Below are 17,226 nucleotides of genomic sequence, written 5' to 3' on the forward strand. Positions count from 1 at the left end.
CACCTGTTACTGATACCGGAGCTAACACCATGTCGCTGAGTATCATCACCAACTCACCTTCCCTGACTGCCCAGCAAAGTCTGGAGCGCGCCCAGAACGGGCTTGAAGCGTCAATGAAGAAACTGTCGACCGGTTACAAGATCAACAGCGCCAAGGATGATGCCGCAGGTCTCCAGATCAGTAACCGGATGACATCCCAGGTTAACGGGTTATCCGTGGCGATTCGCAATGCCAATGATGGTATTTCCGTGAGTCAGACTGCGGAAGGGGCGATGGCGGAAACCACCTCCATTTTGCATCGCATTCGTGATCTCTCACTCCAGTCTGCCAATGCCAGTAATGATTCAAACGACCGGATAGCGTTGCAGCGTGAGGTTGCCCAGCTGCAGTCCGAGATTGACCGGATTGCCGAAACCACCACGTTCAACAGCCTCAAGGTGCTTGATGGCACTTACATGAACAAGAATTTCCAGGTGGGCGCCAATGCGTATGAGACCATTGCCGTCAGTATCGGGGATATGAGCGCTTCCGTGATTGGTGGCGTGGACAAGACCCTTGATGTTATTACGTCTGGCTCGGAATTTGGCACGGTAACCCGCGGAGGGGACGGCCAGCTAAGCACCACGGGTACGCTGGATATCGCTACCCGCCAGGGGAAGGCTGCCATTGAAATAGAGGCCAATGATTCGGCGCGTACTATTGCTTCCAAGATTAACGCTGAGCGGAAGGCGACGGGTGTGACGGCGACGGCCAGTACGGAAGTGATAGTGGACAATTTTACAACATCATTAACTGTCACCATCAATGGTGTTTCGCTAACAGCGGCGAATAACGGGGCTCTTACAACGGCTATCAATGAAAATTTAGCGGCGGTGGGTATCACGGCTGAAGATGCCGGTAGCAATACCAAGATAATGGCCGAAAACGGCGATACCATTACCTTTGCTGATGTTTCTGCTGATGTCACCTTTGGCGGGAAGGCACTGAAAACTGACGAATCCGCCTACGCCATGGGCACCTTCGCCATGAACGCAGATGATCCGATCACCCTTTCCGGCACAGCAGCTACGGAATCCAATGTGGTTGAGGGTGGAACGGCGACAATTGCCTCGGGAACACAGTTTGGTGGAACATCCGTCGGTACTGCTGCACCGACAGTCGGTGCGACAGGCGGTTCTCCCGAATTTACCGGGCCGGATGGCTCGTCAGGGGCAGTTGTTATTGCAGCCGAAGATTCAGCCAGTGTGGTTGCGGCTGCTATTAATGCCAAAACCGGTGACACGGGTATTACTGCAACTGCAAAGACAACAGTGGTGCTTGAATCGCTGACAACAGATGGAGCAACTTTTACATTCACGGCAGACGCTAAATCAACTGTCACTGTGGCTGCGCCTGCCGATCTTGCCGCCATAAAAGCGGCTGTAGATACAGCGGGTTCTGCTTCTGGCATTACCGCAACCATGGACGGAAGTAAGCTGGTGCTTACGGCAGAAGGCGAAACTATTCAGATGGCTCATACCGGTGGTGGCGGTAGCGAAACGCTGACGGTGAATTCTAAAGTGATGGATACTACCAATAAATTTGCTGCGACAGTCGGCACCTTCGAACTGAAAGCGCAAGGAGATATTACTATCGCTGGTACACCCGGATCTAATGATTTTGCCACTACGACCGGTGCACTTACGCCGGATGGCACATACGTAGGCGGTTCTGACTTCAGTACCACCAACACCGGCCTTCCCATCGCTTCAAGGACACTGACCGAGATCGGAAGCATGATAATCAAGGGGCCGACGGGCAGTGATTCAGTCACCATCGATGTGACTGACAGCGCGGCTTCCATCACCAAAAATATTAACAACAGAAGTGGTACAACCGGTGTCGTGGCCAAGGCCTTTACGGAAGCCAATATTACGGACATCAACATCGGTTCTGGCAAGAACGGTATCGCACCAACCGAAATGTCAGTCACCATCAACGGTGTCGAGATGACAATGACCGACCCCAGGCAATTTTCGGATATGGTCAACACCAACCCACGGTTGCAACATGCCGGTATCAGCAGCCGTCTCAATGATGATGGCTCTGTGACCCTGCGCTCCGATACCGGTGAGGACATTGAGTTCAGTGGCTTCAGGGCCGATATTTCCAATGACGAGAGTGTCAAGATCAATGGCATGCTGCTCGACGCGGCCCATAACAGCGCCGTGGTGTCCGGTACCTTCGAGATGCAGGCTGATGGCCCGATTACACTGAGTGGGCCTGCCGTCGATGAAGGCAAGACAAACCTGTCAGACATTCGCTCCTCGGTTGAGACCCGTAACCTTCATGTCAGCGATATTGATATTACTACCGAGGCCGGCGCCCAGCAGGCTGTGGCAATTATCGATGATGCTATCGCTGATATTGACTCCCAGCGCGGTACCCTGGGCGCGATTCAGAACCGGCTTGAACACACCATCTTCAACCTGCAAAGCATCCGGGAAAATGTCACCAACTCCCGCAGCCGTATAAAAGACACCGACTATGCGGCGGAAATGGCAGAAATGACCAAGCAGCAAATCCTCAAGCAGGCCAGTATTGCCAACCTGGCCCAGGCCAATGAAATGGCCCGGGATGTCTTGATGCTGATCCGTTAAGTGAATGACGGCCGGTCGCGTAGCATGAGGACATTATCATGCTACGCGTCATGCCAGTCAGGGCGTTGTATCGGATAAGCCGGGTAGCGGCAGATAAACGACAGTTAAGTGGCAATCTGCTTGGATTACGCCCAGCCCCGCCACACAATGCCCGAAAGCGCACACAGGCTATGCCAATGAACGTTCCTCCCTTGAATATCAACAGCACAGGAATGGATGTCCAGGCAATGGTGAAGGCCATCACCCAGGCTGAAATTGCACCCAGGCAGGCGCAGATTGAACGTCGGGAAAAAGCAGCGGAAGTGGAATTGACGGGGCTGGGAAAATTGTTGTCAGTCGCCAATCCCCTGCAGCAACAGGCGTCCGTGCTGTCACTGGAACATACCTGGCAAACCTGGCGGGGGAATAGTGCAGAAAACGACCGTGTGCGGGTGTCGGTCACCGGCAAGCCAAACGCCGGTGGCGCCCACGAGATTGTTGTCCATGAGCTGGCCGCACGGGAAAAATTGCTGGCCGGTCCTTTTTCACCCGTATTTCGTCCCGGTGAAGGTGCCCTGGAAATCAGTGTGTCCGGCGGCACGTTCAAAGTGGATATCAAGGCTGACATGACCCTGCAGGCCATTGCGGCTGCGGTCAATGCCGTGGCCCGTCAATACGGCGCCCGGATGGATGTATTAAAAGACGTCAGTGGTGAGCAGCTGTTGTTGAGCGCTACAGAACCGGGTGCAGACAAGGCGATCCGGGTTAGCGGTCAGGGGAGCGGGGTTGCACTGGCTGAGTCTTTCCGGGTTGTAGAGCCCGGGCGTGATGCACGCTTCTCATTGGATGGCGTTGAGCTGGTCAGCCATGATAACCGGGTTGAGGATGTCATACCGGGCATCACACTGGATCTGCTTCACTCAGATTCCAGGCATCCCGTGTTGGTCTCAGTATCGTCAGACTATCAACCTGTTATTGAACAAGTGTCGTTATTCATAGAGACATGCAATGCACTGGTCGAGGCGGCGCGCCCGGGGCTCCATGATGACCGTGCCGGTCGGATGGAAGCCCGCATGGCGAACGATTTGCTGAACCAGATGCGTACAGTGCTACGGCAGACGGTTGGTGAGGGTAGTGTTCACTCCCTGGTGGAACTGGGCATTGAAACCCAGCGTGATGGTACGCTGTGGCTGGATGAATCCAGGCTGGTCACCGCTTTGGAACAGCACGGGGCTGATGTGAAAGCCTTTATGACGGGTCGTGGTGGCATTATGTCAGCGGTCAGCAAGGTGATGACCCAGTGGGCAGGGCCATCGGGCGTACTGGGTACCCGCGTAAATACGCTCTCCCATAGTCTTGACCAGGTAGTCATGGAGCGTGAACAGTTGTCTCTGTATGAGCAGGTGATCCAGGATCGCACCCAGCGGCAATTCTTTGAGATGGATCGTCAAATTGCACGCTTCAAGGCCGTGGGTGAGCGTCTTGATCTGCTGACCAGCCAACTTCTTAATGTGCAGAAAGGGAAACGGTAATGGCGTACTCCATGGGCAGTCACAACAAACCGTTAGCAGATGGCTACGGCGATACCCTGCGTAACCGCTCAATGGCCGCAAACCAGGGTGAACGCCTGGTATTGGTGTATACGACATTATTAAACCAGCTGGTGCAGGCCCAGGGGTATATGGAGCGACAGATGTGGGCAGCCAAGGGAGAAACGGTGGGTCGTTGCCTGGATATTTTTACCTGCCTGCAGTCGTCGCTTAATCATGACAGGGGCGGCGCTATCGCCGGTAACCTGGATGAATTGTATCGCTACTGCATGCTGCGGCTACTTCAGGCCAGCCGTGCCAATGAACCGGCCATAATCACTGAGATCGCCAATCTGGTGAAAACGCTAAAATCCGCGTGGGATGAAATAGTCTAATATTGCCCAAGGCGATACCACCGGGCCGAATGGCTCACCTCCCTTAACAGCGATTGCAGTTGCCTGTGTATGTTGACTCTTTTTTCCCCTGCCGGTTTGACCTCGCTTGCGATGGACTCAGCAGAATATGAGACTGCTGACGGCGTATGCGGTGTTCCGGGTGATTGTCTGGCGTCGGGGGATGAGTTGTCATCACTGGAGGGAATACCTGCGTTTTCATCGCTCTTACAGATTGCCATTGATGCTGACAGTAGTGATTCGCAGGCGACTTCGAACTTGGCGGCGCCTATAGATGACGACCAGGCACCGGCGCCGAATGTAGCGTTGTCTGAAATAAAATCAAAGGGTGATTCGGATCGAGTTAAAGCAGATGCTGACTTATTTCATCAAAGTCACGAATCTGTTGCGATACCGGCACCTGTCATTTATCCGGCTGACCCTGATAATGCGGAACTGCCGATACAGGCCGTCAGCAAGGACGGTACATCAGACACCCTGAGTCGTTTTGTGCCCGATGCTTCGGCCAATCGGCAACCGGTTTCATCTTTTCATCAACACAATGCTGTCTCCCAACGTGATCCAGTGAGCGAGCAAAAACCCTGTCACCTGGAAGCTACCACGACCATTGAGCCCCTCGAACTTGAGCGTTCCCTGTCGGTTGATGCCAATGTTGTAGTGACTGCGTTCGACAGTGATGGCTATTCAAATACAGCCGCGTTGCCAGTCATGAACCAGGCGCGTGGAATAGTTCAACCCCCACCGGTTCCTGTGGTATCAGCCGTGCCGGCTGAAGAAACAACGTTCTCACTGGTGTCGGTTTCTCCCGCCTCCGCTGATCCTGCAGTGACACTCTTAAAAGCAGATACCAATCATCTACAGCTGGGCGTGGAACCTCCGGGTATGGGGCATTTGACGATTGCTGTGAAAAAACAGGATCAGGCGCTATCGGTACAACTCATGACCGAAACGGCAACGGACCACCATCTTCTCTGTGCACATGGCGATAGTGTCAGGCTGATGCTGGAAAATCCTGCCTGGGGGGAAGGACGGTTGTCACCGGGAAGTGTTGCGGTCAGTGTGGAAAAGGCTGCCTGGTCAGGAACCGGCCTTTCTGGCAATCAAGAGTCTCCAGCTCGTGATCCTCAGGGTTCATTCTCCCAGGCTTCGACGAATGACACCCTAAGTGATGGGCCATTGTCGTCAGTCCGGATCCTGCAGGCTTCCAATCAACTGGTGGATCTGTTTGCCTGAGATTCAACCATCGGCGTGGAGTGGTTCCAGCGTATGAAAGGTAAGTGGGTTCTGGGTGTTGTTGCGATTGTTGCGCTGCTGACTGCCGGTGGTGCTGCGATGTTTTTTTTGTCAGAAGACGAAATAAAGGCGGAAGATAGCACCCAGGCGATCCTGCCCTACTTTGTCACGCTTGATCATATCGTGGTTAACCTCCGCAGCCAGGAACAGGAGATTCATTACCTTCAGCTTGAGGTGGCCATCCAGGTGGCCAGCAAAAAATACCAGGAAGAACTGGCGCAATACCAACCGGTTTTGCGCGATACCCTCAGTGATTATTTTTCCAACCAGTACTATGAAGCCATGGATGATACCGGTCAGCGTGAAGTCATGCGTAAAGGCGCCCTTGAACGGGTTCGGGAAGTGGCGAAAGTGCATCTTCATCGCCAGCGTGTGGATGACCTGTTTCTGACCAGCATGGTCATCCAGTAAATGAACGGTACGCTGCCACAGTCGCCATTACGTTATCAGACGACGCAGCTGTCGAATACACGAACACGGCATGCGCATCAGATTATCCGGTGGTTGCCGGCAGTTAAACGACAAGCGCGTTATGTATCTGACCGGTTGCAGGCGGATGACATGATGGATGACCTGGTTCAGGCAGGGCTATCCGGCCTGCTGGAAGCACTTCAGCGTTATCAACCGGATGCGGGCGCCGTGTTTTGGTCATACGCCCTGCCGCGCATCCGGGGGGCGATGATTGATGAAGTCCGTCGCCAGGACTGGCGCCCCCGGGGGATTGGGAAAATGGCCGGTAAAATCAGTCAGGTTATGATAAGGCTGGAGCAGTCTCTCGGACGTCTGCCTGTAGAGCGGGAGATCGCCCGGGCCATGGGCATGTCACTGACCGATTACCAGCACTGCCTCAATGACATCCATATGGGTCAGCTGGAGGTGTTGCCCCCGGAGCCTGACCAGCCAGCCAGTGATGCCGGCTGCGAAAGCACGGTGTCACGTCGGGAAACAGAGGTGCAGGTGACAGCGGCCGTTGGTCAATTGGCAGCCCGGGAACGACAGCTGTTGTCAATGTACTACGGCCAGGAGTTGACCATGCAGGAAATTGCCGCAGGTCTGGGGATCTCTGAGGCCCGGGTTAGCCAGATCCACAAACAATGCCTGTTGAAATTGCGAATCCTGTTGAACCCGGTGGAGGATGCATCATGTTAAGGCTGGCGGGATTCCTGATACTGGTGCTCAGTGTCTTCGGCGGTTTTACCATGGCCAACGGCAAGCTGATGGCATTATGGCAGCCGGCAGAGATTGTCATCATTGTGGGGGCTGCAGTTGGCGCGTTCATGGTGGCGAATCCGTCGTCTGTCCAAAAACTGGTGGCGACCCACCTGCATTATGTCATCGTCAAGCAGGCCGGTTTTGAAAAAGACTTTTTCATGGAGTTGCTGAAGCTTGAATACCAGCTGTTTGATCTGCTCAGAACCCAGGGGGCGGCGGGGATAGAGGATCACATTGAAGCGCCAGAGAACAGCGAAATCTTCGCGGCCTTTCCCCGCATCATTGGCCATAAACGACTGTTGAATTTCATCACAGATAACCTGCGCATCACGGGCATGACCAACATTACGCCGCATGAGCTTGAGGGGTTGCTGGAGCAGGAAATTCATACGCTTGAGGCAGACCTTAAACGACCCGGTGATGCGTTACAGTCGATCGCGGATGCCTGCCCGGGATTCGGTATTGTGGCGGCGGTGATGGGGATTGTTATAACCATGCAGTCAATGGATGGTCCTATCGGCGAAATCGGCGCCCATGTGGCGGCAGCGCTGGTGGGCACATTTCTGGGTATTCTGCTCTGCTACGGCATTGTAGGGCCACTGGCCAGTGCAGTGAGCTATACCGCGCAGAATGAATGCCTGGCCTTTGACTGCGTCAAGTCAGCGCTGGTGTCCTGCCAGCTGGGGCGACCGCCGATCCTGGCCGTCGATGCCGGACGACGGGTGCTCTACGACGAACTACGACCGACGTTCCTTGAACTGGAACAGTGGCTGAGAGGGGGCGGGGAGTAAAAGGCAGTGTCCGAACATCCTGTCATTATCAAGCGGGTGGTGCATGTCTCCCATGACGGTCACCACGGTGGTTCCTGGAAAGTGGCCTTTGCGGACTTTGCTATCGCGATGATGGCGCTGTTCCTGGTGCTATGGCTGGTAGCTGCGACCAACCGCCTGCAAAAGGAAGTGATCGCGGACTATTTTTCCAATCCGGGTATGTTCAAGCACCCTTCCAGTGATAATCCGATCCGAATGGACGGTGCAACGTCTGTGCACCAGGGCACCATGACGCCGGTGCGTGCCAAGGCGACAGGGTACGAGGGGTTCGAACTGGCGGGCAATACGGCGCCTGGCGTGAATGAATTGAATGGTGTGGCGGCTGAATTGTCGAAAGCGGGTCCGCAGAAAGGCCGTGGTGGTATGCGGTCGTCCTATAAAGTGGAGCGTATACCCAACGGCCTGATACTGACGATCCCCGAGATTAACAATGAACCTATGTTTCTGGCAGGAAAATCAGACCTGACATACCTGTATGAGGATCTGTTTTTGGAAATGGCGCCCATCCTGTCAAAATTCCCCAATAAAATGATTATTTCCGGGCATACCGATGCCACACCCTGGTCGTCGGCATCCTCCATGGATAACTGGAAACTGTCGGCTAACCGCGCAGATACAGTACGCAGAACACTGGTTTTCGGAGGGTTGCCAGAGAACAAGGTACTGCAGGTTGTCGGCATGGCGGACCAGGCGCCGTTAGAGGGTTTCAGCCCGGAAGACCAGCACAACCGACGCATCGAAATTATGGTACTGTCCCGAAAAAGCGCCGGTTATGTGAAGCATTCGATGCAGAAAAAAGGCGATTTTGACCTGCCGGCAACACAGCTGGAGCAGGCGATTGACAAGGCGAAAGCCAATCAAATTGCGTTATGACCGTTTGCCTTTCCAATAAACAACCAGAGTTACGTGAACAAAGTACTGGCTGTTGACGCATATCACGGGACATTGGGCAGACTTTTCGAGTATTGTTCGCGGCTTTCCTGTTAATGCTGACACTGCTGGCGTATGCCTATGACCGACCATTCCGCTTCACTATCACCTGCCAATGTTAAACAGTTTGCCTGCCCGGCTGTCATGATCGCGAGCCCTGCCTCCGGTCAGGGAAAAACCACGTTTACTGCTGCACTTTCCCGCCTGTATCGCAACCAGGGGCTGAATGTAAAGGTGTTCAAATGTGGACCGGATTTCCTGGATCCCATGATCCATGAACAGGCCAGCGGTAACCCGGTCGATGTCGTCGATACCTGGATGACCACGGACGACTATACCCGATTTATGTTGGCGGAAGCGGCAGCCTGTCATGATGTTCTGATTGTTGAAGCGGCCATGGGACTGTTTGATGGCGATTCGCCACCGGCCGGACTGGCACGTCAGTTGGGTCTGCCGATCTGGACAGTGATCAATGCCAGCGCCATGGCCCAGAGTTTTGGTGCACTGGCTTACGGGCTCAAGCATTATCAACCGGATACACCATTGGCGGGGGTAATCGCCGGTCAGGTAGGCGGCGATTACCATGTTGAGTTACTGCGGGAGAGTTTGTCGGCGGACATTCCCCTGATCGGCGCTATACCACGCGATTCCGCCATGGTGCTGCCGGAACGGCACCTGGGGCTTGTTCAGGCCAGCGAACTGGCAACCACCCTGGATCAGCAGCTGGATAAGGCCGCAGCCTTGTTGGAAAGCCGCGGTTTCGGTGCGTTGCCTCCCGAAGTGACATTTATGTTGCCGGAACGCGACAGTGTGAAGCCATTACTTAACGGTTGTCGTGTTGCGATTGCACGGGATGATGCCTTTGCCTTTATCTATGCGGCAAACCTTCGCACCTTGAAAGCGTTAGGCGCGGAGTTACAGATATTCTCGCCTGTAGCTGGAGATCGTCTGCCGGAATGTGATGCAGTCTGGCTGCCCGGTGGTTATCCGGAGCTGCATATGGCCGCGCTGACGAAAAATTGTGCGCTGGTAGCTGATCTGGAAGCGCATGTGGCGGCTGGCCGACCACTGTACGCTGAGTGTGGCGGTATGCTTTACCTGCTGGAATCGTTGACTGACCGTCATGGAACAACGGGTATGATGGCAGGACTGCTGCCGGGTTCGGCAACACTGCAGGAACGATTGGTTAACCTGGGTATGGAAGCACTGGATTTGCCAGAAGGGGAACTGCGTGGCCACAGTTTCCATTATTCCACCATGACAACATCCATGGAGCCCTGGCGTCATACCCGGCGTCAGCGGGCGCGTTATGGCTCAGACACGGGGGAGGCTGTCTATCGGCAAGGCAGTATCCAGGCGTCTTACCATCATGCCTATTTCGCCAGCGCCCCCCATGCAGCTGCAACGTTGTTTATGGCAGGCAATCTCATTAAGTCGATGATGCAAACCCCGGATCAAGCGTCAGAAACCGTTTAATGGATGTGATCATATGATTGACTTGTTTCCGCCGAAATCACACTATTAGCCGGAGAATAGTAATCCCTGATCGTATGACACTGACATCACTGCACCGCCATCATAGACGTCCTGTCGGTATCGTCCTGCTGGTTGCGATGCTGCTGTCTGTGCTGCAGTTTTGTCTGATGAGTGTCGCTGAAGGGAAATCCATGCATCCGTCGCCCATGGAAAGCGCGATGGTTATGGATATGATGGATACCGGTCATGGCATGGCACACGACTGCTGCCAGCCAGAGAGTCCGGTATCCAGAGCCATCATGGCAGATGCCGTCTGTCCTGACTGTGAAGGTGATGCACCTGCTCTGCAGGTGTCTTCTACACCGGATCTGAAACCGCTCTTCATGCTGTTGTTTACGGTTGTGCAACCGATGTTCGACCCGGTGCCGCAAACCCGTAACTGGCAGGTGTTCACTGAGCCGGACATACGAACCTCCCTACCCGATATCTATCTGGCGAAAGCCGCCTTCCTCGAATAGTCCGTTGACGCAATAACCCTGATTTGAACCCGTTATTGCCCATGAGCTGTCGTTAGTTTGCGCCTGTCTTGGCGTCATTGACTCTGGTTGGTCGTCTGACAAAAAGCCAGGCTGACAGCTCCTCAACGGAGAAACACCATGTTTTTCTTACGTCGCTTTTCTGCGGCCCCGAACCGTAACCCGCTATGGTTGGCGTGGTTGTCGGTCTTTGCGCTGTCGGCATCTGCCAGTCCGCTTTCCTTAACGGTTGCCGAACAGCAGGCACTGTCGGCTGATGCTGGCACTCGTGCCCTGCAGGCGCAGGCCCGCGCCTTTTCCGAGCAAGCCGTTGCTGCAGAGAGCTGGGCTGATCCCCAACTCTCCATTGGTACCATGAACCTGCCGGGGGATGACCTGGATCCCTTTGACCAGGGCATGCTTGAGCTGAAACTGGAGCAGATGCTTCCCCGGGGCGACAACGCCGCCATCCTCCGCCGCAAAGGTGAGTTGCAGGAAGCGGCCGCCAGTCAACAGGCAGACGATCGTCGTTTGTCTGTGGTGCGGGATGTCCGTCTGGCCTGGCTGGATGCCTGGTACTGGCAACAGTCGCTGCAACAGCTGCGTCAGGATCGTTACCTGTTTGAAAGCCTGGTAACGGTCACCGAATCCATGTACAGCCAGGGTCGTAAAACCCAGCAGGATGTGCTGCAGGCGGAAGTGGTGCTGTCTCGGCTGGATGATCGTATAACCACTGCCGCAGCGAGTGCTAATGAAAGCCGTGCCCGCCTGGCGCGTTGGCTGGATCAGAAGCCGGTGGTCTCTGTCAGTGAAACATTACCTACCCTGCCAGCATTGCCCGCGATAACAGACCAGGCACTGCTATTCCATCCGCAGGTTCGGGTGACTGATCTTGCCATTGAACAGTCTGACCAGGATGTTGCCCTGGCTCGCGAAAACTATAAGCCGCAGTGGGGTGTGGAGCTGACCTATGGTCGCGAACAGGGCGATATGGGCGGGATGGGGATGACGGATAACCGTGACCGGTTCTCGGCCATGGTGATGCTGGATATCCCGTTTTTCACCGGCAATAGCCAGGACCGCCAGCTGTCTGCCAGCCAGTACCGACGCGAAGCCAGCACGGCTGCACGTCTGGATACGCTGCAGCAGTTGCAGGGAACCTTGCAGGCTGAAGCTGCACGCTATAACGGGCTGAAAGATCGGCTTGCACTCTTCAAGACCCGGCTCTTACCCACCGTTACGCGTCAGGCAGATGCAGCACTCAAGGCCTACCAGGCCGATACTGCGGATTTCACCAGCGTGATGCAGGCCTATCAATCCAGATTGGATCTCACTCTGGCCTATAAACGGCTTCAGGCGGATACACGGCAGAGTGAAGCGCGTTTGCATTACCTGCTGCCGGTGAATAGTCAGTCACTGTCAGACGAAAAGAAGGAACTGCAATGAAGACAATTACCCTGATCAGTCTGGCGTCGGTGGTTGCCTTTTCCGCCGGTATGGTGGCTCAGTATGTTCTGGCACCGCACAGTGATGCGATTTCAGCGGAAAACAAGGAAAAGAAACCACTTTATTGGGTAGCGCCGATGGATCCCAATTACCGGCGCGACCAGCCGGGTAAATCACCAATGGGCATGGATCTGGTGCCGGTCTATGAGGAGAAGGGCGCGGCGGACACAACCCCAGGCACAGTGACTATCTCTTCAGCAGTCCAGAATAACCTCGGAGTGCGCACTGAGACTGCGAGCCTGAAGACCCTGGAACCACAGATAAGCACAGTGGGACGTATTGGATATAACGAAGACAGCCTGCTGCAGATTAATAGCCGGGTGCAGGGCTGGGTTGAAAACCTGCAGGTGTCGTCAGTCGGCGATGATGCGCGCAAGGGCGACAAGCTGTTTGACCTCTACTCTCCGGCGCTGGTCAATGCCCAGGATGAACTGCTGTCGGCGCTTCGCTCAGGCAATACCGGGCTGATTCGGGCATCCCGCGAGCGCCTTGCTGCGCTGGATGTGCCAGAACAGACCATCAGCCGTATCGTCAGCAACCGGCGTATTGAGCGAACGTTGTCGGTCTATGCGCCACGGGATGGCTATGTCTCGAAACTCAATATCCGTGAGGGTGGGTATATCCATCCATCCAGCCTGCTGGTTGAGCTGGCCAGTATGGCATCTGTCTGGGTGGTGGTGGATGTGTTTGAACGTCAGTCGCCGCTGGTTCGCGCCGGTCAGGCCGCGACCATGACTGTGGATTACCTGCCGGGTAAAACGTGGCAGGGCACCCTGGACTATGTCTATCCGGAACTGGACGCACAGACCCGCAGCCTGCGTGTACGACTCCGGTTTGATAATCCCGATGATGCATTGAAACCCAACATGTATTCCCGGGTCAGCATTGTGACTGATGCCTTTGAGGCGCTGACCATCCCCCGGGAAGCGTTAATCCTGACCGGTGACCAGGAACGGGTAGTCAAGGCTTTGGGCAATGGCCAGTTCCGTTCTGTCCGGGTGGACAGTGGCCGGATTGTCGGCGGACAGGTGGAGATTCTTCGAGGGCTGCACCAGGGCGAGCAGGTCGTGACATCAGCCCAGTTCCTGCTGGATTCGGAGTCTAGCGTGACGGCTGACCTGACCCGGTATGAATCCTCACCCCGTGATCGAGTGTGGACGGCGGGCACTTTGGATCGAAAGAAAGACGGTGTGCTCACGATTACCCATGATCCTGTACCGGAATGGGGCTGGCCCGCCATGACGATGGATTTCGATTTGTCCCCAGAGGTTGGCATCAGTGCGTTTGATGAGGGGCAGGCCATACGCTTTGAAATGGAGAAAATGCCAGCAGGCAGTTACCAGGTCGTGGCGATGACAAAGGGCGAGATGAGCCACGACATGATGGATCACAGTCAGATGGATCATGGCGAAATGAACCACGACATGATGGATCACAGCCAGATGGATCATGGCGAAATGAACCACGACATGATGGATCACAGTCAGATGAATCATGGCGAAATGAACCACGACATGATGGATCACAGTCAGATGGATCATGGCGAAATGAACCACGACATGATGGATCACAGCCAGATGGATCATGGCGAAATGAACCACGACATGATGGATCACAGTCAGATGAATCATGGCGAGATGAACCACGACATGATGGATCACAGTCAGATGAATCATGGCGAAATGAACCATGAAATGATGGACCACAGCCAGATGGGACACTGAGGAGACGACCATGATCGGAGCGATTATTCGCGGATCACTGGGAAATCGTTTCCTGGTGTTGCTGGCAGCATTGGCGCTGTTGTTTGCCGGGGCTTGGGTGACCCGGAACACGCCGGTGGACGCTTTGCCGGACCTGTCGGATGTGCAGGTGATTATCAAGACAGACTACCCCGGTCAGGCACCCCAGCTGGTGGAAGACCAGGTGACTTATCCGCTGACCACGGCGATGATGGCGGTGCCCGGAGCAGTGGATGTACGGGGTTCCTCCATGTTCGGCACCTCCTACGTCTACATCCTGTTTGAGGATGGCACGGATATGTACTGGGCCCGCTCGCGGGTGCTGGAATACCTGAATCAGGTGCAGTCGAGTTTGCCTGATGCCGCTGTCACGGCGCTGGGGCCGGACGCCACCGGTGTCGGCTGGGTGTTCAATTATGCCCTGGTCGACCGCACCGGACAGCATGACCTGGCGCAGCTGCGAAGCCTGCAGGACTGGTACCTGAAATACCCGCTGCAGTCGGTACCCGGTGTCAGTGAAGTGGCCACGGTGGGCGGCATGGTCAGGCAGTACCAGGTAGTGGCGGACCCGGACAAACTGCGGGCTTACGGCATTCCCCTGCAGACACTCCGTCAGGCGCTGGAGAAAGGCAACCGCGAGGCCGGTGCGTCCGCCATCGAGATGGCCGAGGCGGAATATATCGTGCGCATTACCGGTTATCTGCAGGGTGTTGAGGATATACGGCAGGTGCCACTCAAAGTCACTGCTGACGGCACGCCGCTGACGGTGGGAGATGTTGCAGACGTCCGCCAGGGCCCGCAGATGCGCCGGGGGATTGCGGACCTGAATGGCGAGGGGGAAGTGGTCGGCGGCATTATCGTCATGCGTTATGGCGAAAATGCCCGGGAAGTCATTGATGGCGTCAAGCAGAAACTGGCCGAGTTGCAGCAGGGTCTGCCAGATGGTGTGGAGATTGTGACAACCTATGACCGTTCCACGCTGGTCTCGGAAGCGGTATCGACCCTGACCCATACGCTGTTGATCCAGATTGTGATCGTCGTGGCGATCTGCGCCCTGTTCCTGTTGCATTTCCGTTCGTCGCTGGTGGTGGTCATTAGCCTGCCGCTGGGGATTCTGGGTGCGTTTGCGATCATGTACGTGCAGGGGCTGAACGCCAACATCATGTCTTTGGGCGGCATCGCCGTGGCGATCGGCTCCATGGTGGACGGCGCCATTGTGATGATTGAGAACTTCCACAAGCATCTGCAGCGGGTCAAGGTCACGGCAGCCAATCGCTGGGCAATTGTGCAACAGTCGTCGTTGGAAGTGGGGCCGCCGCTGTTTTTCTCGCTGCTGATCGAGGCGATCAGTTTCATGCCGGTGTTCAGCCTGCAGGCGCAGGAAGGGCGGTTATTTTCACCGCTGGCCTTTACCAAATCTTACGCCATGGCGGTGGCGGCGGGCCTGACCATCACCCTGGTGCCTATTCTGATCGGCTACCTGGTGCGGGGAAAGGTGATGGAAGAGCACCGCAACCCGGTGAACCGCGTTCTGATGGCGGCCTATCGCCCGCTGGTGAAAGGGGCGCTGACTCATGCCCGGTGGCTGGTGGCCGCGGCAGGGGTGCTGATGGTGGTCGGGCTATGGCCAGCGAGCAAACTGGGCAGCGAGTTCATGCCGGATCTGGACGAAGGCGACCTGATGTATATGCCGACCACCTATGCCGGACTCTCGGTCGGCAAGGCCCGGGAGTTGCTGCAGCAGACAGACCGCCTGATCAAGACCGTACCGGAAGTGGAGACGGTGTTCGGCAAGGTCGGCCGCGCGGAAACGGCGACAGACCCTTCACCACTGACCATGATTGAAACCGTCGTGCAGCTCAAACCCCGCAGCGAATGGCGGGACGGGGTGACTCCGGATACCTTGCGCGCGGAACTGGAACAGCGGGTGAAACTGCCCGGTGTGAGTAATGCCTGGGTCATGCCGATCCGCACGCGCATCGACATGCTTTCCACCGGTATCAAGACACCGGTCGGCATTCAGGTGACGGGGCCCGACCTCAAGCGTATTGACGGCATTGGTCGTGAATTGGAGCAGCTGCTTCCGACGGTGCCCGGCACACTCTCCGTCTACGCGGAACGGGTGGTGGGCGGCCGCTATATCCGGGTGGATATAGACCGGGCGCGGGCGGCGCGGTTCGGACTGAATATCAGTGATATCCAGGCGGTGGCGACCTCCGCTATTGGTGGCATGAACGTCACCAGCACGGTTGAGGGGCTGGCCCGTTACCCGGTGAACCTGCGTTACCCGCAAAGCTACCGGGATTCGGTGGAAGCGCTGGAAATCCTGCCGGTGGTGACACCGTCCGGGCAGGGCATTGCATTGGGGGATATAGCGGATATCGTGATTGAAGACGGCCCCGGCGCGATCCGTTCCGAGAATGCCCGACCCGCCGGACGGGTGCTGGTGGATATCGAAGGGCGGGACCTGGGTTCCTGGGTGCGCGAGGCGCAGGCGCTGGTACGGGAGCAACTGACGCTGCCGGCCGGTTATGCGCTGGAGTGGACCGGCCAATATGAATACATGGAGCGGGCCAATGAACGACTCGGCATCATTATTCCGGCCACCCTGTTTTTCATCACGGTGATCCTCTTCCTGACCTTCCGGCGTGCCTTCGAGGTGGTGGCGATTCTCGGTACGCTGCCGTTTGCCTTAATAGGCGGCATCTGGCTGATGGCATTGCAGGGTTACAACCTGTCGGTCGCAGTTGGTGTCGGTTTTATCGCCCTGGCGGGAGTGACGGTGGGGAATGCCATCATGATGCTGGTGTATCTCAACCAGTCGTTGGATGACTGCCGTCTACGGGGGCAGGAACAGGGGCTTCCGCTCACTCAGGAGGCCATCCGTGATGCGGTGATAGACGGCGCTGTGCTGCGATTGCGGCCGATCATGATGACTGTCTGCACCATCCTGTTTGGCCTGGTGCCGGTGATGATGAACGACGGCACCGGTGCGGAAATCATGCAGCGCATTGCCGGCCCGATGATCGGTGGGATTACCAGTTCATTGATCGTGACACTGGTGCTGGTACCTGCCGTTTATTTCCTGTGGCATGGGCGAACCGCCGTTAAGGCAGACGCCTGAATCGTTAGTTAAGTAAAATGCAGCGTCATCAGGCGCTG

13 protein-coding genes are annotated in these 17,226 nt (G+C 55.9%); all 13 read left to right on the forward strand.

Annotated features, from left to right (window positions below; translation table 11 throughout):
• The first annotated feature begins 29 nt into the window (after positions 1-29).
• The 13 genes from AC27K1_RS14710 to AC27K1_RS14770 all read left to right on the forward strand — a co-directional run bounded on the left by AC27K1_RS14710 (position 30) and on the right by AC27K1_RS14770 (position 17,188).
• Positions 30-2,639: a flagellin N-terminal helical domain-containing protein gene (locus AC27K1_RS14710; protein WP_487151572.1), complete on the forward strand. Its 2,610-nt coding sequence runs from the start codon at positions 30-32 to the stop codon at positions 2,637-2,639.
• 38 nt (positions 2,640-2,677) lie between these two features.
• On the forward strand, positions 2,678-4,150 hold the full coding sequence (gene fliD, locus AC27K1_RS14715; protein ID WP_487151573.1) for a flagellar filament capping protein FliD: 1,473 nt from the start codon (positions 2,678-2,680) through the stop codon (positions 4,148-4,150).
• Positions 4,150-4,542, forward strand: coding sequence for a flagellar export chaperone FliS (fliS, locus tag AC27K1_RS14720; RefSeq protein WP_487151574.1), 393 nt, complete (start codon positions 4,150-4,152; stop codon positions 4,540-4,542). The genes fliD and fliS overlap by 1 nt, the downstream gene beginning before the upstream one ends.
• A gap of 69 nt (positions 4,543-4,611) precedes the next feature.
• Positions 4,612-5,793 (forward strand): hypothetical protein, encoded by a 1,182-nt coding sequence (locus tag AC27K1_RS14725; protein WP_487151575.1) that lies wholly within the window; start codon positions 4,612-4,614, stop codon positions 5,791-5,793.
• 33 nt (positions 5,794-5,826) lie between these two features.
• Positions 5,827-6,264, forward strand: coding sequence for a flagellar basal body-associated FliL family protein (locus tag AC27K1_RS14730; protein WP_487151576.1), 438 nt, complete (start codon positions 5,827-5,829; stop codon positions 6,262-6,264).
• Positions 6,265-7,002 (forward strand): sigma-70 family RNA polymerase sigma factor, encoded by a 738-nt coding sequence (locus AC27K1_RS14735; protein WP_487151577.1) that lies wholly within the window; start codon positions 6,265-6,267, stop codon positions 7,000-7,002.
• Complete coding sequence (gene motA / locus AC27K1_RS14740) at positions 6,996-7,856, forward strand: flagellar motor stator protein MotA (RefSeq protein ID WP_487151578.1); 861 nt, start codon at positions 6,996-6,998, stop codon at positions 7,854-7,856. Before AC27K1_RS14735 ends, motA begins: the two co-directional genes overlap by 7 nt.
• A 6-nt stretch (positions 7,857-7,862) precedes the next feature.
• Positions 7,863-8,768, forward strand: a complete 906-nt coding sequence (locus tag AC27K1_RS14745; RefSeq protein WP_487151579.1) for a flagellar motor protein MotB — start codon at positions 7,863-7,865, stop codon at positions 8,766-8,768.
• 138 nt (positions 8,769-8,906) lie between these two features.
• Entirely contained in the window at positions 8,907-10,301 is a 1,395-nt protein-coding gene (locus AC27K1_RS14750; protein ID WP_487151580.1) for a cobyrinic acid a,c-diamide synthase CobB, read from the forward strand.
• Positions 10,302-10,375: 74 nt separating this feature from the next.
• Positions 10,376-10,819 carry a hypothetical protein gene (locus AC27K1_RS14755; RefSeq protein WP_487151581.1) on the forward strand — a complete coding sequence of 148 codons (444 nt, stop codon included), beginning with the start codon at positions 10,376-10,378 and terminating at the stop codon, positions 10,817-10,819.
• A 138-nt stretch (positions 10,820-10,957) separates the two neighbouring features.
• On the forward strand, positions 10,958-12,262 hold the full coding sequence (locus AC27K1_RS14760; protein WP_487151582.1) for a TolC family protein: 1,305 nt from the start codon (positions 10,958-10,960) through the stop codon (positions 12,260-12,262).
• Positions 12,259-14,046, forward strand: coding sequence for an efflux RND transporter periplasmic adaptor subunit (locus AC27K1_RS14765; protein WP_487151583.1), 1,788 nt, complete (start codon positions 12,259-12,261; stop codon positions 14,044-14,046). Before AC27K1_RS14760 ends, AC27K1_RS14765 begins: the two co-directional genes overlap by 4 nt.
• A gap of 10 nt (positions 14,047-14,056) precedes the next feature.
• Positions 14,057-17,188 carry an efflux RND transporter permease subunit gene (locus AC27K1_RS14770; RefSeq protein WP_487151584.1) on the forward strand — a complete coding sequence of 1,044 codons (3,132 nt, stop codon included), beginning with the start codon at positions 14,057-14,059 and terminating at the stop codon, positions 17,186-17,188.
• Positions 17,189-17,226: the final 38 nt, after the last annotated feature.

Source organism: Kistimonas ophiarachnellae (assembly GCF_057552235.1).